Raw genomic sequence first — 20,638 nt, 5'->3', positions numbered from 1 at the left:
CTCAGGCCGCCGCGATCCAGACGGTCGTGTCGGTGGGCAGGGTGTCGCCGTCGAGGGGCCCGCTCGCGATGAGCACCTCGCCGGCGGGCAGCTCCACCGCGGCATCGCCGAGGTTCGCCACCACCAGGAGCGAGCCGTTGCGGAACGCCACCACGTCGTCGACGAAGCCCTCGAGCCACTCGAGCTCGCCCGCGCCCAGGTTGCGCGCGCGGCGCTCGGCCAGCAGCGACCGGTACAGCGTCAGCGTCGACGAGGGGTCGTCGACCTGCACGTCGCGCGCGAGGTCGGCCCACTCCGTCGGCTGCGGCAGCCACGACGCGCCCGTGGTGTTGAAGCCGTAGGCGGGGGCGTCGGCGGTCCACGGGATCGGCACGCGGCATCCGTCGCGCCCGTAGCGCTCGCCGTTGGTGCGGAACCAGGTCGGGTCCTGACGTGCGTCGTCGGGCAGGTCGATGACCTCGGGCAGACCCAGCTCCTCGCCCTGGTACAGGTACGACGAGCCCGGGAGCGCCAGCATGAGCGTGGTCGCGGCGCGGGCGCGGTGCAGACCCTTCACGGGGTCGGGCTTGCCGGGCGACTTCGGGCCGATGCCCGCACCCTGCGGGTTCTCGGCCGTCAGCGCGAGGCGCGAGGCGTGGCGCACGACGTCGTGGTTCGACAGCACCCAGGTGCTGGGGGCACCGACGGCGCCGTACTCGTCGAGCGAGTCGGTGATGACCGCGCGCAGGGCCGGTGCGTCCCAGGCGGTCTCGAGGTAGTGGAAGTTGAAGGCCTGGTGCATCTCGTCGGGCCGCACCCACAGCGCCGTCTCGGCGACGGTGGGCAGCCACGCCTCGGCGCAGAGGGCGCGGTCACCGTCGTACGCGGCGAGCACCTCGTGCCACTCGCGCCACACCTCGTGCACGCCCGGCTGACCCCAGTAGGGGACGGCGTCGGCGTCGCCGCCCATCGACCCCGCGTCGGGATCGGGCGTGTAGTCGGGCAGCCCCTCGGCCTTGATGAGACCGTGCGCCACGTCGACGCGGAAGCCGTCGACCCCGCGGTCGAGCCAGAAGCGCAGGATGTCGCGGAACTCCGCGCGCACCTCGTCGTTGGTCCAGTCGAAGTCGGGCTGGCTCTCGTCGAAGATGTGCAGGTACCACTGCCCGGGGGTGCCGTCGGCCTCGGTCACGCGCTTCCACATGCCGCCGCCGAAGACGCTCTCCCAGTTGTTCGGGGGCAGCTCGCCGTTCTCGCCCTTGCCGTCGCGGAAGATGTAGCGCGCCCGCTCGGGGCTGCCCGGGGCGGCCTTCAGCGCTTCCTGGAACCACACGTGCTGATCGCTCGAGTGGTTGGGCACGAGGTCGACGATGACCCGGATGCCGCGCTCGTGCGCACCCGCGAGCATCGCGTCGAAGTCGGCGAGGGTGCCGAAGATCGGGTCGACGTCGCGGTAGTCGGCGACGTCGTAGCCCGCGTCCTTCTGCGGCGAACGCTGGAAGGGGCTCAGCCAGATGGCGTCGACCCCCAGGTCTTGCAGGTCGTCGAGGTGCGCGGTGACGCCGGGCAGGTCGCCGAGACCGTCGCCCGAGGCGTCCGCGAACGAGCGGGGGTAGATCTGGTAGATGACGGCGGTGCGCCACCACTCGGAGCCGGGAGCGGCGACGAGCTCGGCGCGCGCGTCTTCCTGCGTGAAAGTCATGACGACCACGTTAGTGCAAGCGCTTGCAGTCGCGTCAACGGGCTCCCGCTCGAACGTCGGCCACGGGGCGGTGGGGTGAGGATCCGTCGAGCGCGGGTGAAACGGAGGATGAGGCGACGTACTGTGCCGAGGTCAGAGTCCGCGGCGCGACCGGTCGAAGTGCGTGATCGCGTCGGTATAGACGCGGGTGATCCGGGCCAGATGGGTGTCGAAGTCGAGGTCGGCGGCGCTCGCCCGTGCTCCGTCGGTGAGCGCGGCGCGCAGGCGCGCGTCGAGGGCGACGCGCTCGAGCGCCGCGGCGAGGGCCTCCGCGCTCGACGACGCGCTCACGACGCCGTTGACCCCGTCGACCACGAGAGAGCCGGCCGCGTCGGGCGTCGCGATTACCGGACACCCCGCGAGCAGGCTCTCCGCGATGACGAGGCCGAAGGTCTCGGGCCACTGCGAGGGGAACACCAGGGCGGTGGCCGTGGACAGGAGCGCCGCCTTGCGGGCGTCGTCCGCCCAGCCGACGTAGGTCACCGTCTCCCCGACGGCCTTCTCGACGACCGCGCGCAGCGGACCGTCGCCGGCGATGACCAACTCGCCGTCGATGCCGGCCTGCTCCCACGCCCGCAGCAGGGTCTCGATGCCCTTCTCCTTCTGCAGCTTGCCGAGGAACACGAAACGCGGGCGCGCCGAGGGCTGCCGGTCCTCCGGGTGCGCCGCGGCGATCCAGCCGTGCGGCACGACGCGGGCGTCGATTTCGTCGAGGGGCAGGCCCAGGGCGGCGTGGCGCCGGCGCGTGCGCACGCTGGGGAAGACGACGACATCGGCACGACGGGCCGAGCGCCACAGCACTCGCGCGCGGAGGCGCTGGACGAGGCCCAACCGCGACCGCTCGATCCCGTGGCGGACGCTGGTCGAGGTCGTGTCGACGAGGCAGTAATCGTGGGCGGTGTGCACGACCGGAGCCGCCTGCGCGCGCAGGATCGCCGACCCGATGCCCTGGAAGCGGTGCACGTGCACCACCCGGTCGGGTTTCTGCACGCGCCGCAGTGCGCGGGGCACCACGAAAGCCCCCCACAGGTCGAGCGCGTGGAAGGCCACCCGCGCCGTCACCGTCGAGCCGTGCTCGTCGGGGCGGTACGGGCGACGCACCGGCAGCTGCCGCACGACGACGCCGGAGCGGCGGGCCCGCGCGACCGTCTCGGGGTCGGTCCAGGCGGTGACGATCTCGACGCAGTTGCCGCGTCGTGCCTGCGCTGCGGCCAGGGCGAGCACGTACGACTCGGCGCCTCCGAGCGGGGCGACGAAGGTGCTCTGCACGTGGGTGATCTTCACGCGGACATCCCCTCCGGTCGCATCCGAACGCGACGGACGTTACGCGGGGGCGATCACCGGCGATGCCGACGAGGACGCGGGCGGCGCGAGGTTCGACCGGAACCTCACCCGTTCGGGGGTCGTCCTTAACGAGCCACCGCGGGGAGCGGCTCGAGTGCGGGTGGCCCGCGCGGGTCACCACAGTGGGTCCCGTGTACGCCCAGCCGAAAGTCGAGCAAGAGACGGTGTCTGCGCGCATCGTCAGCGTGACCCCGATGGTCCCCTTCGACGGCGTGCCGCACGCGGGGGGCCAGTACTACCTCCGGCACCTGCGCGCCCTCGCTGCGCTCGGGCACCGCATCACGATCCTCGCGCCGGACAGCCCCGACAACCGCGTCGGACGACTGGCCCTGCGCAACGAGTTCCGCGTCGAGCTGCTCGCCGTGTCGACTCCGCTCGGACGGCGCCTCGCGGACTTCTCCGACAAGCAGCAGGCGCGCCTGTTCCCCGTCCGTCCTGTCGCGCGGATCCGCCGGGCGTTCTCAGGATCGACGGTCGCGCGGCGCCTCGTCGAGACGGCCGACGTCGTCGAGTATCAGTGGACCGAGACCGCATGGCTCGCCGCGCACCTGCCGGCTCCGTCCGCTCGCCACGTCGTCGTCGTGCACGACGTGCTGTCGCAAAGCTACGAGCGCTTCCTCGAGGCGAGCGCCGCAGCCCCGCTGCCGCAGCGCCTTCTCGCGCGGTGGCGGCGATTCATCGTGGCCCGCGACGAACGCCGCGTGTACTCGAAGGCCGATGTCGCCGTCACCTTCAGCGCGAAGGACGTCGACGTCATCCATCGCTGCGCGGGCGCTGCGGCCCCGGCGCGCGTCGTGCGACCGCCCCTCGCCGGTGTCGAGTCGGCGGAGCACGCAGACCCCGGCACCACGACGGCGCCCGTCGTGCTGTTCGTCGGCGCGTTCGATCGCTCGGTCAACGCCGATGCGGCGGAGTGGGCGGCCACCGAGATCCTCCCGATCGTCCGGGCCCGTCACCCTCGGGTGCGGTTCGTCTTCGCCGGCGCCAATCCCACCCCGCGCATGCACGAGCTGGCCGCAGACCTCGACGCTGTCGAGGTGACCGGTCGGGTCGAGACCCTCGATCCGTACTACGCGGATGCCGCCGCGGTGCTCGTTCCGCTGCGTTCGGGCGCGGGGGTCAAGTTCAAGACCGTCGAGGCCATGGTGCGCGGCATCCCCGTCGTGTCGACGACCGTCGGGGTCGAGGGGATCGTCGACGACCGCCTCCACGTCTTCGCCGTCGCGGATGAGGCCGACGCCCTCGCCCGCGGGGTGATCGCCGTGCTCGACGACCCTGCGGCCGCCCGCGCCGACGCCCGCGGCGTGCGCGCGGCGGCGCGCGCGGAGTTCTCCGCGGCCCAGTTCGAACGTTCGCTCGCGGAGGTCTACGGCTCGTGACGTCGCACCCGACTGCCGAGACAGCCACCACCGTCCGTCCGTCGGTGGTCGGCGCCACCGTCACCTACGCCTCGCGAGCGCGCTCGTGCCGCGCCACGGTCGAAGCCCTGCTCGCGCAGGGGGTCGAGAGCGTGATCATCGTCGACAACGGGTCCACCCCAGACGCCCAGCGAGAGCTGCGCGAACTCGTCGCCGAGTACGAGTCCCGTGTTCTCTGCCACCGTCTCGACCGCAACGAAGGCTCGGCCCCGGCGTTCGGCCTCGCGATCGCCCTCGCCCGAGACTCGGGGGCCGAGTACGTGTGGCTCCTCGACGACGACAACCTCCCCGAACCGGGCGCGCTCGACAGCCTCATCGCCGAGGAGCGCCGGTTGTGGGACGCGGGCACGGTGCCGTGCGCCGTGGCGCCCGTGCGCGCTCCCTCGGCCGAGCCCGACGAGGTGGCCGAGACGATCGCGTCGGAGCTCTCGCGCGAACAGCCCGAGGCGAACCGATCGTTCGCGGGGGTCGAGGTGGGCCTGTTCGCCCGGCGTGCCCTCGAGCGACTCGGCCTGCGCCGCACGGTGCCGCGGACGAGTGGCGATCTGCCCTACGCGCCCTACGGCGGGCTGCTGATGCGCACGGCGGCGACGCGGGCCATCGGTGATCCCGATGCCGACCTGGTGCTCTACGGCGACGATCTGGAGTACACCTCGCGCATCGTGGCGGCGGGCGGGCGCATCGTGCTGACCCCGCGTGCGGTGGTCGTCGATCCGCGCGGCGAGCGGTGGATGCCGCCCGGCTTCGAGGTGCTGGCGATGTTCCGCTCGACCAACGACGCGCTGCTCTATTACTCGCTGCGCAACCGGGTGCACCGCGAGCTGCGGATCGGAAAGCGGTGGTCGCGCGACCGCGTGCTCAACGGGGCCCTATTCGCCGCGCTGTGCCTCGTGTGCATGGCCGTGACGCGGCGGGCAGACAAGGCGCGCGTCATCCGCACCGCCGTCGACGATGCGATCGCCGGCCGGCTCGGGCGCCGCGTCGAGTTCTGAGCCGTCCCCGTACGGGCCCTCGCCACGGACAGGATCGACGGCGCGCGTAGGCTGGGCGGGTGCCCGACGCCACTGCCCTCGCCCGCGCTGAATCGCTCATCACGAGCATCCCCGACTACCCCAAGCCCGGGATCGTCTTCCGCGACATCACTCCGCTGCTCACCGACGCCGCCGCGCTGCGGACCGTCGTCGACGCGCTGATCGAGCCCTTCGCGGGTCGCTTCGACGCGGTCGCAGGCGTCGAGGCCCGCGGATTCCTGCTCGCGGGCGCGGCGGCGATCGCCGCGAACGTGGGCCTCATGCCGATCCGCAAGGCGGGCAAGCTGCCCCGGCCCGCGGCCTCGATGTCGTACGACCTCGAGTACGGCTCGGCGCAGATCGAGATGCACGACGACAATGCCGCGGGCGCGCGCGTTCTGCTGCTCGACGACGTGCTCGCCACGGGCGGCACGCTCCGCGCCGGCCGCGACCTGCTGCAGGCGGTCGGCAGCGAGGTCGTCGGCATCGCGACCCTTCTCGAGATCGACGGCCTCGGCGGTCGCGAGGCCCTCGGTGGCGACCTGCACTCGGTCTTCCACGTCTGACCCGACGCCTCCCTCTCGTTCGGTCACCGGGTCCGGTCGGGTGCCTCCCGCAACGGCGGCAGCTCGCGGTCGGTGCCCGCGATCGCGGTGAACCTGCCCACGACGTGCGAGAGCGGCGGCGAGGTGATGATCTTCGTCACGACGTTGCGGGCCGTCAGGCCGAGCGAGGTGCGGGGATAGGCCAACCGCAGCATCCCCCGCGGCATCCCCTGCACCTGATCCACCAGCGGCCGCATCCATTCGCCCATCGCCGACAGGGCTCGGTCGAGGTCGTCGATCCCGGGTCGACCGTCGATCTGCGACAGCTGCGCGGCGAGCACGTACCCGCCGGCCAGGGCGAGCGAGGCCCCTCCGCCTCCGAGCGGGGTGACGCACCACGCCGCGTCGCCGATGACGCACACGCGCCCGCGGTGCCATCCCGGCATCCGGATCTGCGTCAGCTCGTCGATGTACACGTCGTCGGAGGTCGCGAAGCCGTCGAGGACCCTCTGCGACTGCCACCCCGCATCGGCGTAGCGGTCGCGGAGGACGCTCACCGCGTCGTCCCTGTCGCGGTCGGGCAGGTCGTCGGTCCCGGCGTACGAGAGGATCGCGCGCGTCGTGCCGTAGGGATCGGGGCGCAGGTGCACCTGCCGCCCCTCCACGGCGTTGTACCAGCGCCAGCGGTCGTCGTCGTCGCCGGTGCGGGGGATCGTGCCGAACGCCATCGTGATCCCCAACGGCACGGCGTCCACCTCCGATGCGGCGAACAACAGGTCGCGCGTCCGGGAGCGCACTCCCTCGGCCACAATCAGCAGGTCGACGTCGAAGCGGCGCCCCCGTTCGGTCGAGACGACGACGTGGCTCGGGACCGACTCGTCGACCTCGAGAACGGCGTCGCCGTAGACGAATTCGACGTCGTCGGGGAGGGCATCGAGGATCGCCCGGGCGAAGTCTCCTCGCAGCACCTCGAGCTCGGCGGTCGCGCCATCGGGTCCGTCGGAGGGCAGCTCGGCGATGACGTCGCCGCGCTCATCGACGATGACCGTGCCCGTCTCGGTCGTGTTCTTCGCCCGTACGGCCTCGGTCAGACCCATGCGGTCGAGGACCTCGCGTGCGACGCCGCGGACGTCGACGTTCTGACCGCCCGCGCGGAAGGCGTGGGCCCGCTCGATGACGGTGACCTCCCAGCCGATGCGTTTCAGCCACCAGGCGGTGGACAGCCCGGCGATGCTGGCGCCGGAGATGAGGGCGTGCGGTGCGTTCATGAGGTCTCCTCGTCGGTCACGACAACCTTTACGGCAAAGTCACTTGACTGTAAAGTCATTGCGGTGACGAACGCGAACTCCCTCTCCACCTCGTGGTCCGACCTCGAGTACGGGGTCATGCACGGGCTTCGCGACTGGGCGCTGGCATCCGACGAACTGAATCGCCATCTGTCGGTCTGGATGCGACTGCCCTCGTCGGATGCCGAGGCCCTGGGTCAGATCGTCTGGGCCGCTCAGGCCGAAGCGCCGCTGTCACCGGTCGAGTTGGCCCGGCAGATCGGAATGACCTCGGGGGCCGTCTCGGTGCTCATCGATCGGCTGGAACGAGCCGGGTATGTGACTCGGCACCGTGAAGACGCGGATCGGCGTCGCGTGACCGTGCGCCCGACATCGGCGGCGTTGGATGAGACCGAGCGCTTCCTCGGCTTCGCTGGAGCCGAGGTCGCCGGTGCCGTTCGCGAGACGCCCGCCGACGAACTGCGGGTCGTCCACGCGTTCCTGGCCCGCATGACCGCGGCGGCGGCCGCCGCGAACGCGCGCCTGCGGGAGTCGCCGCGCGGGGACTGAGCCCGTGCCCCGCGCTCAGCCCAGAACGCTCGCGCCGAGCTCGACCGGGCTGCCCTCGATGTTGCCGACGATGCCGCGGATGACGCCTGTGCCGTCTTCGCGGCGCAGGCCGTCGTACCAGGCCTGGGTCGCGTCCACGTCGAACGCGTGCGTCTCGTGCGCGCGCTTGCGGGCGCGCATCACGAGATCGCCCGCGCGCTCGGTGCGGATGCGCTCGTAGCGCTTCAGCGAGTCCTCGACGCCGAGCGTGGAGGTCGCGAACACGATGCCGAGGGCGAAGCTGTCTTCGAGTGCCGAGCAGGCGCCCTGGCCGATGTCGGGGGCGGTGTTGTGCGCGGCGTCGCCGAGGATCGCCACGCGCCCGCGCACCCAGGTGTCGAACGGGTCGATGTCCCAGATCTCGACGCGGTTGAGCGACTCGTCGGGGTCGATGCCGTCGAGCAGAGCCCGCACGCCGGGGGCTCCCCACGAGCCGAACGCGTGCTCGAGGGCGGCCATGCGGTCTTCGGTGACACCCGAGGGGCCGGGCACGTCGACGAAGAAGTAGAAGCGGTCGCCGGCGACGGGCATGACCGCGCAACGTTTTCCGTCGCCGACGTACGTGGTCCACTGCTCCAGCGGGCCGATGCGCGGGTCGGCCGCGACGAGGCCGTTGTAGTTGACGTATCCGGAGTAGCGGCGCTCGGGACGGATGCCGGCGGGCTCGGTCACATAATCGCGCACGATCGAGCGGGCACCGTCGGCGCCGATGAGAAGGTCGGCGGTGTCGACGGAGCCGTCGGCGAAGGTCGCGGTGACGACTCCGTCTGCCTCGGAGACCCCGGTCAGCTGGCGGCCGAGCCGGATGTTCTCGGCGCCGACGGCATCCATCATGAGCTGCTGCAGATCCGCCCGCGCCACGGGGTAGGGGCGCTGCCCGGTCTGCGCGGTCACGGGGGCGAGGCTGAATCGGCACATCTCGTCGCCGGTGTGGCCGTCGTAGTAGGCCATGTCGTCCATGCGGCCACCGAGGGCTGCCACTTGGGCGCCCAGGCCGAGCCAGTTGAGCACCTTCACGCCGTTGGACCACAGCGACAGCGCCGCACCGACAGGGCGGTTCTCGCGCATGCGGTCGTACACGACGACCTCGTGTCCGAGCTTCTGCAGGGCCAGGGCGGCGGAGGTGCCGCCGACGCCGGCGCCGATGACGATGACCTTCATGTCGCTCCTCAGCTGCCGCGGTAGGTCGAATAGGCGAACGGACTCAGCAGCAGGGGCACGTGCAGGTGCGCCTCGCCGCCGACGGTGAAGGTCACGACGACCTCCGGGTGGAACGAGGGAAGGCCGCGGGCGCGGAAGTACGCGCCGGTGGCGAAGGTGAGGGTGTAGTCGCCGTCGGCCAGGAGGTCGGGGCCGAGGCTCGCCCGCCCGTCGGCGTCGGTGGTGGCGGTGTCGACGGTCGCGCCGCCGCGGTGGGCGAGCGTGAGGGTGACGCCGGCGGCGGGGATCCCCGCGGTGGCGTCGAGCACGTGACTCGTCAGGTGCGTCATTCGGCGGCCTCCGGTTCGGCGGGGGCGTCGTCGGCGAAGGTGGTGCGCAGACGCAGCAGCGCGATCTCGGCGAGCTGACGGGTCGCCTCGATCGTCTCGGTGTCGGGGTCGTTCGACAGGCGTCGTTCGAGCTCGGCGCGCATCTCGCCCGGCGTCCGCCCCGCCGCGCGGATGAGGAAGACGCGGCCGAAGCGCTCCTCGTAGGCCGCGTTACCGGCCGCGATCGCCGCCACGTCGTCGTCGGCGGCGGAGGCCATCGACCCCTGCTCGCGCCGAGACGCTGTCGCCTCGGCGCCGTCGCCCGCGACCTTCGCGCCGATGCGCGGGTGTGCGTGGAGGGCTGCCTCGAGGTCTCGCGGAGACCAGGCCGAAGCGAGGTCACCGGCGTAGGCGGCGAGGGCGTCGACGTCGGCGTAGGGGCGACCGGCCACGACGGCGTCGACCCAGCCGGGGACGTCGGCCCACACGCGGACCACCGCCGCGGCATCCGCCTCGTCGAGGGCATGGAAGTGGTGCAGGTGCATGCAGGTCACGCTAGGCCGACCGCGTTACGGCGCTGTGGCGGGATGTGTCGGCAATGTTGCTGTGGGGAACATTTCGGCCGCCGTCCACAGGTTTGGGGCGAGATCCGTCCTGTGGGGCGTGCGATTCGCGCCCCGAACGGCGGAATCCGCCCCAACCCGGGCCGCGGTGTCAGGCGTGCACGATCAACCAGTGCGCCACGGCGTCGGCCTCGCCCGTGTTGTGCAGGCGGTGGGGCACCGAGCAGGGGTAGCTGATGGCGTCGCCCGCGCGCAGGATCACGCGCTCGGCCTCGAAGTCGATGGTGAGCTCGCCCGCGACGACGGTGCCGACCTCGTAGCCCTCGTGGTGGAACAGACCGTCGGCTCCGTGGGCCGAGGCTCCGGGTGGGTAGATCGATTCGAAGTAGTCGACACCGGGCGAGGTGCCGGGGGTGAGTCGGCGGAACGACACCCCGCTGTCGAGCACGATGTCGGGCGACTGCCCGGCGCGCTGCAGCGTGAAGCCCGAGGGGCCGACGGGTTCGACGGGACGATCGGATGCCGGGTCGAAGGCCGCCACGAGCGGAACGCCCAGCGCGTCGGTGATGGCGATCAGGCGCGAGACGCTCGGCTGCATCACTCCGCGTTCGATCTGCGACACGGCGCTGGGGGAGATGCCGAGCGACTTCGCGAGCGCCCGCGCCGAGATGCCGCGCGCCTGCCGCAGGTCGCGGATCCGCGCCCCGACGCCCGCCGAACCGGGCTCGACGGCGGTGGCTTCGGCGACGGGCGGCTGCGACATGTCCCGAGTCTAGGGAGGCGAAAAGCGTGAAGGAGCGACTTCACATGCTCGTTACACGAGCGAAACCAGCGGGGTTGTGTGAACCCATAACTTCACATCAGAGCTCCACTCCGGCCGCGGACTCCACGTCGTGGCATCCATCGTCCTGAGAGGAATGACATGACTTCCACCCCGCTCACCGGTCCCCACGATCTCGTGGAGGCCGCCGGCCACCCCCACGGGGGCGGCAACATGAAGCCGCACTACGACGACCGTCTCGCCAACGAAGACCTGGCTCCCCTGCGCACGCAGAAGTGGTCGAGCTACAACATCTTCGCGTTCTGGATGAGCGACGTGCACTCCGTCGGCGGCTACGTCACGGCCGGCTCGCTCTTCGCCCTCGGCCTGCAGTCGTGGCAGGTGCTCGTGGCGCTGATCGCCGGCATCGTCATCGTGCAGGTGTTCGCCAACATGGTCGCCAAGCCCAGCCAGAAGACGGGTGTGCCCTTCCCGGTCATCAACCGCGTGGTCTTCGGCATCCGGGGTGCGAACATCCCCGCGATCATCCGCGGGCTCATCGCGATCGCCTGGTACGGGGTGCAGACCTTCCTCGCGGCCGAATCGCTGAACATCGTGTTCCTCAAGTTCATCCCCGGCTCCGCAGCTCTCCTCGACGTGTCGTTCGCCGGGCTGTCGGCGTTGGGCTGGATCTCTTACGCGATCCTGTGGACCGCGCAGTTCCTCCTCTTCTGGAACGGCATGGAGGTCATCCGCCGCTTCATCGACTGGGCAGGCCCCGCGGTCTACCTCGTGATGATCGTGCTGGCGGTGTACCTCGTGTCGCAGGCCGGCATCGAGAACATCTCGTTCACCCTGTCGACCACCCAGCTCGACTTCTGGGCCTCGATCCCCGTCATGTTCGCCGCGATCGCGCTCGTCGTGTCGTACTTCTCGGGTCCGATGCTGAACTTCGGCGACTTCGCCCGTTACGGAAAGAGCTTCGCCGCGGTGAAGAAGGGCAACTTCTGGGGCCTGCCGATCAACTTCGTCTTCTTCTCGCTGCTCACCGTCATCACCGCCTCGGCCACGGTGCCCGTGTTCGGCGACCTCATCACCGACCCGATCGCGACCGTCGAGCGCATCGACACCCCGTTCGCGATCCTGCTGGGCGGGCTGACTTTCGTCACCGCCACGGTCGGCATCAACATCGTCGCCAACTTCATCTCGCCCGCGTTCGACTTCTCCAACGTCGCCCCGAAGAAGATCTCGTGGCGCGCGGGCGGCATGATCGCCGCCGTCGGCTCGACCTTCCTCATGCCCTGGAACTGGTACTCCAACAGCGACGCCATCCACTACTCGCTGGGCGTGCTGGGTGCGCTGATCGGGCCCCTGTTCGGCATCCTGATCGCCGGGTACTACTTCGCCGCGCGCCAGCGGGTGAAGGTCGACGCGATGTTCACGATGGACACCGCCGGGCCCTACTGGTACCGCAACGGCTTCAACCCCAACGCGGTCAAGGCCGTCATCGCCGCGGGCGTGCCCACGGTGGCCATCGCGATCTTCCCGAAGCTCTTCGCCGACCTGGGGCTGTTCAACGTGTCGTGGGTGAGCGACTACAGCTGGTTCATCGGCTGCGGTCTCGGCTTCGTGCTCTTCCTGCTCTTCGAGCACCTCGACCCTCGGGTTCCGACCTTCGCTGGCGAGACCGACGGCATCTCCGACGGCACGGTCGACCAGGCGGCCGAGGCGGCGGCCGCAGAGCCCGTGCCGGTGCTCGCGAACACGGCTCCGGATGCCGCGGGCCCGCGCGAGGCGCTCGCGTGAGGATCCTGCTCGTCAACCCCAACACCTCCCGGGCGATGACCGCGAAGATCGCGGACGCCGCCCGGGGGGTGGCGGGACCCGACGTCGACATCGACGCCGTGTGCCCGCAGGTCGGGGCGGCCGCCATCGAGAGTCACGTCGACGAGATCGCCGCGGCCGCCGCCGTGGTCGAACTGATCGCGGCCGACCGCGACGGCCCCGACCCGGCGGACGCGTACGTGATCGCGTGCTTCGGCGACCCGGGACTCGACGCGGCGCGCGAGCTGGTCGAGGCACCCGTGGTGGGCATCGCCGAAGCGGCGATGCACCTGGCCGCAGCGTCGGGGCGGCACTTCGGGGTGGTCACGACGCTCAGCCGCACGCTCGGGCGCGCGCACGACCTCGTCTCCCGGTACGGCATGGAGCGGGCGTGCGTCTCGCTGGCGGCGACCGGCATTCCGGTCCTGGACCTCGAGGACACGGCATCCGCCGCCGTTTCCACCATCGCCGAGCTGAGCGCGGATGCCGCGGCCTCCGGCGCCGACGTCATCGTGCTCGGCTGCGCCGGCATGGCCGACCTCTGCGCCGAGCTGACGGCACGCGTGGGGGTGCCGGTCGTCGACGGGGTCGCGGCCGCGGTGGGCATGGCATCCGGGATGGTGCGCATGGGCCTGGGCACGAGCAAGCGCGACGAGTACGCGCGGCCGCCGCGCGAGTTCGCGGGCGCGGCCGGGGCCGGTCATCACGGGTTCGGGGCGGATTCCGTCGTGCGGGGCGGAAAATCTGCGCCCCAAACGCCGGGATCCGCCCCGAACCGCGACGACGTGACCCGCGGCGCCGAGGTGTTCGCATGAATGTTGATGACGGTTACATTCGCGAAACGCGAGGCCCTTAGCGTGAGCGGCATGAGCACACGGATCGCTGCCCGCCGGGTCTATCTCGACGGTGCGTTCACCCCCGCCACCGTCGTGATCGACGACGGACTCATCGCGAGCATCGAGTCGTTCGACGTCTCCGCCGACACGGTCCTGCCCGCCGACGCCGTGCTGCTGCCGGGCCTCGTCGACTCGCACGTGCACCTCGACGAACCAGGCCGTACCGAGTGGGAGGGCTTCGCGACCGGAACCGCGGCGGCCGCGGCCGGAGGCGTGACCACGGTCGTCGACATGCCGCTCAACAGCTCGCCGGTGACCACCACGATCGAGGCGCTGCAGGCGAAACGCGCCGCCGCCCGCGGCAAGCTCGCCGTCGACGTCGCGTACTGGGGCGGCGCCGTGCCCGAGAACCTCGGTTCGCTGCGTGCGATGGCGGATGCCGGGGTCGTGGGCTTCAAGTGCTTCCTGTCGCCGAGCGGCATCGACGAGTTCGGTCACCTCGACCCCGAGCAGCTCAAGCGGTGCCTCGCCGAGCTCGCGGAGTTCGACGGCCTGCTCATCGTGCACGCGGAAGACCCGGCGCACCTCCACGCCGACGGGGCACTGGGCCCGCACTACGCCGACTTCGAGGCGAGCCGGCCCCCGCTGAGCGAGCGCGCCGCGATCCAGCGCGTGATCGACGCCGCGCGGAGCACCGGAGCGCGTGCCCACATCGTGCACGTCTCCGACGGCGGGTCGCTCGACGCGGTGCGCGCCGCCAAGGCCGAGGGCGTGCGCCTGACGATCGAGACGTGCCCCCACTACCTCACCCTCGACGCCGCGGCCGTGCCCGACGGCGCCGGGGCGTTCAAGTGCTGCCCCCCGATCCGCGGCGGCGACAACCCCGACCTGCTGTGGGCGGGCGTGGTCGACGGAACGATCGACGCGATCGTCAGCGATCACTCCCCGGCCACCGTCGCCCTCAAGGACAACCCCGACTTCGGGCTGGCGTGGGGCGGTATCGCGGGACTGCAGACCGGGCTGTCGGCGGTGCACTCCACCGCCCGGGCGCGAGGACTCGCCTTCGAGACGCTGCTGCCGCTGATGACCACCGGCCCCGCGCGCATCGCCGGGCTCGAGGGGCTCGGCGTGATCGAGGTCGGGGCTCCCGCGCACCTCGTGGCCTTCGCCCCCGACGAGCAGTTCACGGTGGATGCCGCGGCGCTGGAGTACCGCAACCCCGTGTCGCCGTGGCACGGGCAGACGCTCACCGGCGTGGTGCGCGAGACCTGGTTGCGGGGGGCATCGGTCTACCGGCGCGGCGCCGAGGTCACCGAGCGCGAGGGCCGCGAGCTGCTGCGCGCGGCAGCGGTGGTGGAGGCGTGAGCGTGGTCGAGGGCGGCTTCGTCAGGCTCAGCCACGGCGCCGGCACCCGCGCCTTCCCGATCCTGCAGCCCCACACCGGGCCGATCCCCGGCGATCACTACGTCGCCGCGACCCTCGACACCGTGCTGTGGGGGCGCCTCCCGTGCGCGACCGACGCCGCCGTGCTCGAGGTCGCCTCGGGCGAGAGCGTCACCTTCGACACCGTGAGCCACGAGGGCATTCTCGACGACCAGGGCAAAGACCCGCGCGCGTTCTTCGCAGGCCACGGCGTGCCCGCGGATCAGGTGCTCGACGATGCGGTCGAGATCGCGGCATCCGCCCCCCGAGACCCCTCCGCCGACGGCCCCCACGTGGTCGTCGGACCCGTGCACGTGCGCGGAGCGCACCCGGGCGACCTGCTGAAGATCACCGTCGAGACCCTCGTGCCGCGCGTGCCGTACGGCGTGATCTCGAACCGCCACGGCAAGGGCGCCCTGGTCGGCGAGCTGCCCCGCGGCGAGCACAACGTCAGCGTGTTCTCGGCCGTCGTCGAGCGGGACGGCATCCGCTACGGCACCCTCCCCGTGGTCGAGGGCGCCGAGCCGATCGTGTCGTATCCGCTCGCGCCGTTCCTCGGCACGATGGGTGTCGCCGTTGCGGGGGAGGAGCGTCCGCACTCGGTTCCGCCCGGAACCCACGGCGGCAACATCGACATCAACCTGCTCGTCGAGGGGACCACACTCTTCCTCCCCGTGCAGGTCGAGGGGGCGCTGGCCTACGTCGGCGACCCGCACTTCGCGCAGGGCGACGGAGAGGTGGCGCTCACCGCTCTCGAGGCCTCGCTGCGCGCCACCCTGCGCTTCGAGGTGATCCCCGCGGATGCCGCCCGCGCGGCGTTCGGCGAGGTGAGCGGTCCGCTCGTGCGGACGCCCGACTACCTCGTCCCGACCGGCATGGACCCCGACCTCGACGCCGCGATGCGCGCGTGCGTGCGCTCCTCGCTCGCCCTGCTCGGCGGGCGCTGGGGCATGGACGAGCACCTCGCCTACGCCTACCTGAGCGCGGCGACCGACTTCGACATCTCGCAGGTGGTCGACATCGTCTCGGGGGTGCACGCCCGCATCCGTGAGGCCGACTTCGCAGAGGTCGCAGCCGTGGAGCCCGTGCCGCTGGCATCCGCCCCCGACGCTGCCGCGGAACCCGAGCCCGTCGACGGTTCGGCGCCGCACGAAGAAGAAGGAGACGTCGCATGAGCCCCGTTCTCGCCGCCGCCCTGGCCCGTGCCGAGGCCGCCGACGCCCTGCCGTTCGACGCCGACTTCGATGTCGACTTCGCGTCGGTCTTCGATGCCGACGTCGTTGCCCGGCCGTTCGCGCCGGGCGCTCCCGACGCTGCCCCTCCCCGTCGAGTGTCCAAAACACCCGGACGATTTTTCGGTTGGTCCGGGTGTTTTGGACACTCAACGCCGCGCGGAGAGGGGCGCCGCTCATGACGGATGCCGCGCCCGAGCCCGCCATGCCCGCGCCCGCGGCGCCCGCCGAACCCCCGGCGATCCCTGCCGACCTGCGTGCCGCGTTCGACGCGTACGAGCGGGCGATCGTGGCGAACGACCTCGACGCGCTCGACGACTTCTTCGCCCCCGGGCCCGAGACGCTGCGCGGCGACACCGCGGGCCTGCTCGTCGGACACGACGCGATCAGCAGGTTCCGGGCCCTGCGCGGGGGAGTGCCGCCGCGCGAGATCGCCGAGATCCACTACCGCCCGCTCGGCCCCGACAGCGCCCTGCTCATGTCGGTGTCGCAGTTCGTCGGCGGAGGCCGCGGCCTGCAGACCCAGGTGTGGCAGCGCATCGACGGCCGGTGGCTCATCACGGCCGCGCACGTCACGCCCCGCACGCCGGCACTCGATCGCACGATCTGGCGGAGCGTGGGCGACCCGTTCCTGCAGGGAGCGTGGGAGGGGCCACTGGCCGGCCTGACCGTCGCGGTGAAGGACCTGTTCGCCGTCGCCGGCTTCCGCATCGGCGCGGGCAACCCGACCTACCTCGAAGAGGCGCGGCCCGAGAAGGCGACGGCCCCGGCCGTCGCCGATCTGCTGCGCGCGGGGGCGTCACTGCGCGGCATCGCGCGGACCGACGAGTTCGCCTACTCGATCGCCGGCGACAACGTGCACTACGGCACCCCGCCCAACGGTGCGGTGGTCGGGGCACTGCCCGGCGGATCGTCGAGCGGCCCCGCCTCCGCCGTCGCCCTCGGCCACGCCGACATCGGCCTCGCCACCGACACCGCGGGGTCGATCCGCGTGCCCGCGTCGTACCAGGGGCTCTGGGGCCTGCGCACGACCCATGACCTCGTGCCGCGGCAGGGCATGCTTCCGCTCGCGCAGTCGTTCGACACGATCGGCTGGCTCACGCGCGATGGCGAGACCCTGCAGCGCGTGGCCGACTGGTGCCTCAGTTACGACGGTTCGAGCTCGACCGAGAACGTCTACGGAGCCTCGGGCGACGACCTGCCGTGGCGGTTCGTCGTGCCCGAAGAGGTGCTCGACTGCGTCGAGCCGGCGACCCGTGAGGCGTTCAGCCGGCTGCTCGCCGCGCTCGCGGCATCCGACGACCCTCCCTCGTTCCGCGCGGTGCACACGGGCGATCTGGATGCCACCTTCTCGGCGTTCCGCACCGTGCAGGGCGCCGAGGCGTGGCGCAACGACGGCGACTGGCTGCGCGCGCACCCCGGAGCCGTGGGGCCGGCCGTGGCCGAGCGCTTCCGCGTCGCGTCGCAGATCACCGCGGACGACGAGGCCGCCGCGCGCGCCGAGCTCGAACCGATCGCCGCCCTCCTGGCCGAGGTCGTCGACGGGGCCGTGATGGTGTTCCCGACCGTGCCCGGTCCCGCGCCGCTGCGCACCGCCGACGTCGACGCCGTGCGCGCCGCGACCCTGCGCATGACCGCGCCCGCCGCGGCCGCAGGCCTCCCCGCCGTGTCGATCCCGCTGCTGCGCGTCGGCGGCGCTCCGGTCGGCGTCTGCCTCGTCTCGCGTGCCGGCACCGACATCGCGCTCGTCCGCTTGGCGCGTCGTTTCGCCGCGCTCGCCGGGGGCGTCCGGTGACCGGCCCGTCGCGCGTCGGGGTGACCGTCTCGCGCGCCGGGCGGGCCGAACTCCGGAGAATCCGGGGCCTCAGCGGCTCTTGCACCGCATCCGCCCCCTCCCGGACGAGAATCTCCGGAGTTGCGCACGCCCTCTCGATCCTTTCCCCCGCCCGTCCCCGCACCACGGAGTCCTGATGTCCCACCTCCCCGGCCCGATCGACCCGCCCGCACGCCTGCTGATGGGCCCCGGCCCCATCTCGGCCTACCCCAGCGTGCTGCGCGCGATGGGGGCGCCGCTGGTCGGCCAGTACGACCCGTTCATGACGGCGACCATGACCGAGACGCAGGAGCTGTACCGCCAGGTCTGGGGCACCGCGAACGATGCGACCCTGCTGATCGACGGCACCTCGCGCGCGGGCATCGAGGCGGCGATGGTGTCGCTGATCCGCCCGGGCGATCGCGTGCTCGTGCCGGTGTTCGGCCGCTTCGGTCACTTGTTGGCCGAGATCGCCGAGCGCGCCCTCGCCGAGGTGCACACGATCGAGGTGCCGTGGGGGCAGGTGTTCCCGGTGTCGACGATCCGCGAGGCGATCGAGCGGGTGAAGCCGCACCTCGTCGCGTGCGTCCAGGGCGACACCTCCACGACGATGCTCCAACCGTTGGAGGAGATCGGCGAGATCTGCCGCGCACACGGCGCCCTGTTCTACACCGATGCCACTGCCTCTCTCGGCGGCAACCCCTTCGAGATGGATGCCTGGGGCCTGGATGCCGCCACCGCCGGCCTGCAGAAATGCCTCGGCGGCCCCTCGGGATCGGCGCCGCTGAGCCTGTCGGACCGCGCCGTCGAGGTCGTGCGTTCGCGCGCCCGCGTCGAGGCCGGCATCCGCGAGGAGGGTGACGCTTCGGCATCCGACTTCATCCGCTCGAACTACTTCGACCTCGCGATGATCCTCGACTACTGGGGTCCGCGCCGCCTCAACCACCACACCGAGGCGACGACCATGCTCTACGGCGCCCGCGAGTGCGCGCGTGTGCTGCTGCTCGAGGGGCGCGAGGAGGTCATCGCGCGTCACCACCTGCACGGCGACGCGATGCTGGCGGGGGTCGAGGGCCTCGGGCTGACCGTGTTCGGCGATGTCGCGCACAAGATGACCAACGTGGTCGCGGTCGAGATCCCGGATGCCGTCGTGGGCGACGCCGTGCGCAGCGAGCTGTTGAGCGACTTCGGCATCGAGATCGGCACGTCCTTCGGGCCGCTGCACGGCCGCGTCTGGCGCATCGGCACGATGGGCTACAACGCGCGCACGGACGCGGTGCTCACTACCCTCGCCGCCCTCGAGGCGGTGCTGCGCCGGCACGGTGCCGCGGTCCCGGCTGGCGGCGGAGTCGAGGCCGCGCAGGGCGTGTACGCGGGCGCGGGGGCGTGACGGTGCCCTCCGTGGCCCTCGCGAGGCGCGGGACGGCGACGGCCCGCAGCCGTGGTCCGCGCGAGGCCCGGGCATGACGGCATCCACTCGCCTCCAGGTCTCAGAGGAGCGCATCGCCTCGGCCGCGCGCCGCGTGATGGGGCGCTGCGAAGAGCTCGCCCGCGTCACCTCGACGCCCGGCTCGATCACCCGCGTCTACCTCTCGCCCGAGCACGCACGCGTCAACCGCCTCGCCGCCGAGTGGATGCGCGAGCTCGGCATGACCACCCGGCAAGACGCGGCGGGCAACCAGGTCGGCCGTCTCGCCCCTGCCGGGGTGCCGGACGCTCCCGCCCTGCTGCTCGGGTCGCACCTCGACACCGTGCCCGACGCGGGGCGCTACGACGGCATCGTCGGGGTGCTGATGGCGCTCGAGGTCGTGCGGCTGCTGCGCCGCGTCGACGACGAGGGCACGGCATCCAGCCCTTTCCCTTTCGCCCTCGAGGTCATCGCCTTCAGCGATGAGGAGGGAACGCGGTTCGGCAAGGCCCTGCTGGGCTCGTCGGCCGTGGCCGGTCAGTGGGACCCCGCGTGGTGGGAGTTGGCGGATGCCGACGGACTCACCCTGCGCGAGGCGTTCCGCGACTTCGGGCTCGACCCGGGCCGCGTGGGCGAGGCCGCGCGCCGGCCCGACCAGCTCGTGGCGTACCTCGAGGCGCACATCGAACAGGCGCCCGAGCTGCACCGCAGCGGGCAGGCCCTGGCGGCGGTGTCGTCGATCGCGTCGGCCCGGCGGTTCCAGCTCGTCGTCGAGGGTGAGGCGCGGCACGCGGGCGGCACGCCCTACGACATGCGACGCGACGCCCTGCTCGGTGCGAGCGAGGCCGCGCTGGCGGTCGAGCGGATCTGCCGCGGCGAGCACCACATCGTGGGCACGGTGGGTCAGCTCGAGGCGTTTCCCGGCGCGGTCAACGTCGTGCCCGGCGAGGCGCACCTCTCGCTCGACCTGCGCGGAGAGTTCGACGCCACGCGCGACCACGTGTGGGACGAGATCTCACGCGAGCTCGACGCGATCATGGGACGCCGGAGCCTGAGGTGGCACGCCCGCGAGGTGCACAGTGCGCCGGCGGTGTTCTGCGCCCCGCTGCTGCAGGACGTCGTTCGTGCGGGCATCGGCGGCGACGCCCCCACGCTCTTCAGTCGCGCCGGTCACGACGCCATGGCGATCGGTGCCATCACCGACGTCGGCATGCTCTTCCTGCGCAACCCCGACGGCATCAGCCACCACCCCGCCGAGGACGTCGCGGGCGCCGACGTGGCGGCGGGCCTGCGCGCCCTCGCCGAGGCGGTGCTGCACCTCGGGGCGGAGGTGCGCTGAGGCGCTTGCGGTTGCGCCCGATTCGGGGCGTCGGTCGTGGCCCCGGGGCGCTGGGCGTGCG

Annotated in this window: 19 protein-coding genes; 12 read left to right on the top strand and 7 right to left on the bottom strand. The window is 72.1% G+C overall.

Going from position 1 to position 20,638, the window contains the following annotated elements:
- Position 1: 1 nt before the first annotated feature.
- Positions 2-1,681, bottom strand: coding sequence for a glycoside hydrolase family 13 protein (locus ABXS86_RS09600; RefSeq protein ID WP_353664277.1), 1,680 nt, complete (start codon positions 1,679-1,681; stop codon positions 2-4).
- A gap of 132 nt (positions 1,682-1,813) precedes the next feature.
- Positions 1,814-3,004: a glycosyltransferase gene (locus tag ABXS86_RS09595; RefSeq protein ID WP_307207833.1), complete on the bottom strand. Its 1,191-nt coding sequence runs from the start codon at positions 3,002-3,004 to the stop codon at positions 1,814-1,816.
- 224 nt (positions 3,005-3,228) lie between these two features.
- Here ABXS86_RS09595 and ABXS86_RS09590 point away from each other — a divergent pair, with 224 nt between their 5' ends.
- The 3 genes from ABXS86_RS09590 to ABXS86_RS09580 are packed head-to-tail and all read left to right on the top strand — an operon-like array spanning position 3,229 to position 6,058.
- Positions 3,229-4,443: a glycosyltransferase gene (locus ABXS86_RS09590; protein ID WP_307207835.1), complete on the top strand. Its 1,215-nt coding sequence runs from the start codon at positions 3,229-3,231 to the stop codon at positions 4,441-4,443.
- Positions 4,440-5,474: a glycosyltransferase gene (locus ABXS86_RS09585; RefSeq protein ID WP_353664276.1), complete on the top strand. Its 1,035-nt coding sequence runs from the start codon at positions 4,440-4,442 to the stop codon at positions 5,472-5,474. The genes ABXS86_RS09590 and ABXS86_RS09585 overlap by 4 nt, the downstream gene beginning before the upstream one ends.
- A 59-nt stretch (positions 5,475-5,533) precedes the next feature.
- Complete coding sequence (locus ABXS86_RS09580) at positions 5,534-6,058, top strand: adenine phosphoribosyltransferase (RefSeq protein WP_154096905.1); 525 nt, start codon at positions 5,534-5,536, stop codon at positions 6,056-6,058.
- A 23-nt stretch (positions 6,059-6,081) separates the two neighbouring features.
- On the opposite strand, the gene ABXS86_RS09575 is transcribed toward ABXS86_RS09580, so the two are convergent.
- The gene (locus ABXS86_RS09575; protein WP_353664275.1) at positions 6,082-7,305 is read right to left on the bottom strand and encodes an FAD-dependent monooxygenase; all 1,224 of its coding nucleotides are present in this window, start codon (positions 7,303-7,305) and stop codon (positions 6,082-6,084) included.
- A gap of 63 nt (positions 7,306-7,368) precedes the next feature.
- On the opposite strand from ABXS86_RS09575, the gene ABXS86_RS09570 reads away from it, so the two are divergent.
- The gene (locus ABXS86_RS09570; protein WP_353664274.1) at positions 7,369-7,872 is read left to right on the top strand and encodes a MarR family winged helix-turn-helix transcriptional regulator; all 504 of its coding nucleotides are present in this window, start codon (positions 7,369-7,371) and stop codon (positions 7,870-7,872) included.
- A 15-nt stretch (positions 7,873-7,887) separates the two neighbouring features.
- On the opposite strand, the gene hpxO is transcribed toward ABXS86_RS09570, so the two are convergent.
- The 4 genes from hpxO to ABXS86_RS09550 form a co-directional block, all read right to left on the bottom strand.
- Positions 7,888-9,072, bottom strand: coding sequence for an FAD-dependent urate hydroxylase HpxO (hpxO, locus tag ABXS86_RS09565; RefSeq protein WP_353664273.1), 1,185 nt, complete (start codon positions 9,070-9,072; stop codon positions 7,888-7,890).
- Between the two features lie 8 nt (positions 9,073-9,080).
- Positions 9,081-9,401, bottom strand: coding sequence for a hydroxyisourate hydrolase (gene uraH / locus ABXS86_RS09560; RefSeq protein WP_353664272.1), 321 nt, complete (start codon positions 9,399-9,401; stop codon positions 9,081-9,083).
- A complete protein-coding gene (gene uraD / locus ABXS86_RS09555; protein ID WP_353664271.1) occupies positions 9,398-9,925 on the bottom strand; it encodes a 2-oxo-4-hydroxy-4-carboxy-5-ureidoimidazoline decarboxylase in 528 nt (175 codons plus the stop codon). Before uraD ends, uraH begins: the two co-directional genes overlap by 4 nt.
- Positions 9,926-10,094: 169 nt before the next feature.
- Positions 10,095-10,706 carry a helix-turn-helix domain-containing protein gene (locus tag ABXS86_RS09550; protein WP_307207898.1) on the bottom strand — a complete coding sequence of 204 codons (612 nt, stop codon included), beginning with the start codon at positions 10,704-10,706 and terminating at the stop codon, positions 10,095-10,097.
- A 159-nt stretch (positions 10,707-10,865) separates the two neighbouring features.
- Here ABXS86_RS09550 and ABXS86_RS09545 point away from each other — a divergent pair, with 159 nt between their 5' ends.
- The 8 genes from ABXS86_RS09545 to ABXS86_RS09510 all read left to right on the top strand — a co-directional run bounded on the left by ABXS86_RS09545 (position 10,866) and on the right by ABXS86_RS09510 (position 20,577).
- A complete protein-coding gene (locus tag ABXS86_RS09545; RefSeq protein ID WP_353664270.1) occupies positions 10,866-12,509 on the top strand; it encodes an NCS1 family nucleobase:cation symporter-1 in 1,644 nt (547 codons plus the stop codon).
- Positions 12,506-13,342, top strand: a complete 837-nt coding sequence (locus tag ABXS86_RS09540; protein WP_353664269.1) for an aspartate/glutamate racemase family protein — start codon at positions 12,506-12,508, stop codon at positions 13,340-13,342. The genes ABXS86_RS09545 and ABXS86_RS09540 overlap by 4 nt, the downstream gene beginning before the upstream one ends.
- Positions 13,343-13,393: 51 nt before the next feature.
- Positions 13,394-14,728, top strand: a complete 1,335-nt coding sequence (gene allB, locus ABXS86_RS09535) for an allantoinase AllB (protein WP_353664268.1) — start codon at positions 13,394-13,396, stop codon at positions 14,726-14,728.
- A gap of 2 nt (positions 14,729-14,730) precedes the next feature.
- Positions 14,731-15,960 carry an acetamidase/formamidase family protein gene (locus ABXS86_RS09530; protein WP_353666241.1) on the top strand — a complete coding sequence of 410 codons (1,230 nt, stop codon included), beginning with the start codon at positions 14,731-14,733 and terminating at the stop codon, positions 15,958-15,960.
- Positions 15,957-16,199 carry a hypothetical protein gene (locus tag ABXS86_RS09525; protein ID WP_353664267.1) on the top strand — a complete coding sequence of 81 codons (243 nt, stop codon included), beginning with the start codon at positions 15,957-15,959 and terminating at the stop codon, positions 16,197-16,199. Before ABXS86_RS09530 ends, ABXS86_RS09525 begins: the two co-directional genes overlap by 4 nt.
- Positions 16,196-17,812, top strand: a complete 1,617-nt coding sequence (locus ABXS86_RS09520; RefSeq protein ID WP_353664266.1) for an AtzH-like domain-containing protein — start codon at positions 16,196-16,198, stop codon at positions 17,810-17,812. Before ABXS86_RS09525 ends, ABXS86_RS09520 begins: the two co-directional genes overlap by 4 nt.
- A 175-nt stretch (positions 17,813-17,987) precedes the next feature.
- Entirely contained in the window at positions 17,988-19,220 is a 1,233-nt protein-coding gene (locus tag ABXS86_RS09515) for a pyridoxal-phosphate-dependent aminotransferase family protein (RefSeq protein WP_353664265.1), read from the top strand.
- Positions 19,221-19,293: 73 nt separating this feature from the next.
- Positions 19,294-20,577, top strand: coding sequence for an allantoate amidohydrolase (locus tag ABXS86_RS09510; protein ID WP_144783285.1), 1,284 nt, complete (start codon positions 19,294-19,296; stop codon positions 20,575-20,577).
- Positions 20,578-20,638: the final 61 nt, after the last annotated feature.

This window comes from Microbacterium sp. che218, from assembly GCF_040436305.1.
Taxonomy (GTDB): Bacteria; Actinomycetota; Actinomycetes; order Actinomycetales; family Microbacteriaceae; genus Microbacterium; species Microbacterium algihabitans.
The sequence above is the reverse complement of the archived record's forward strand: the minus strand, read 5'-3'. Positions and strand labels throughout refer to the sequence as shown.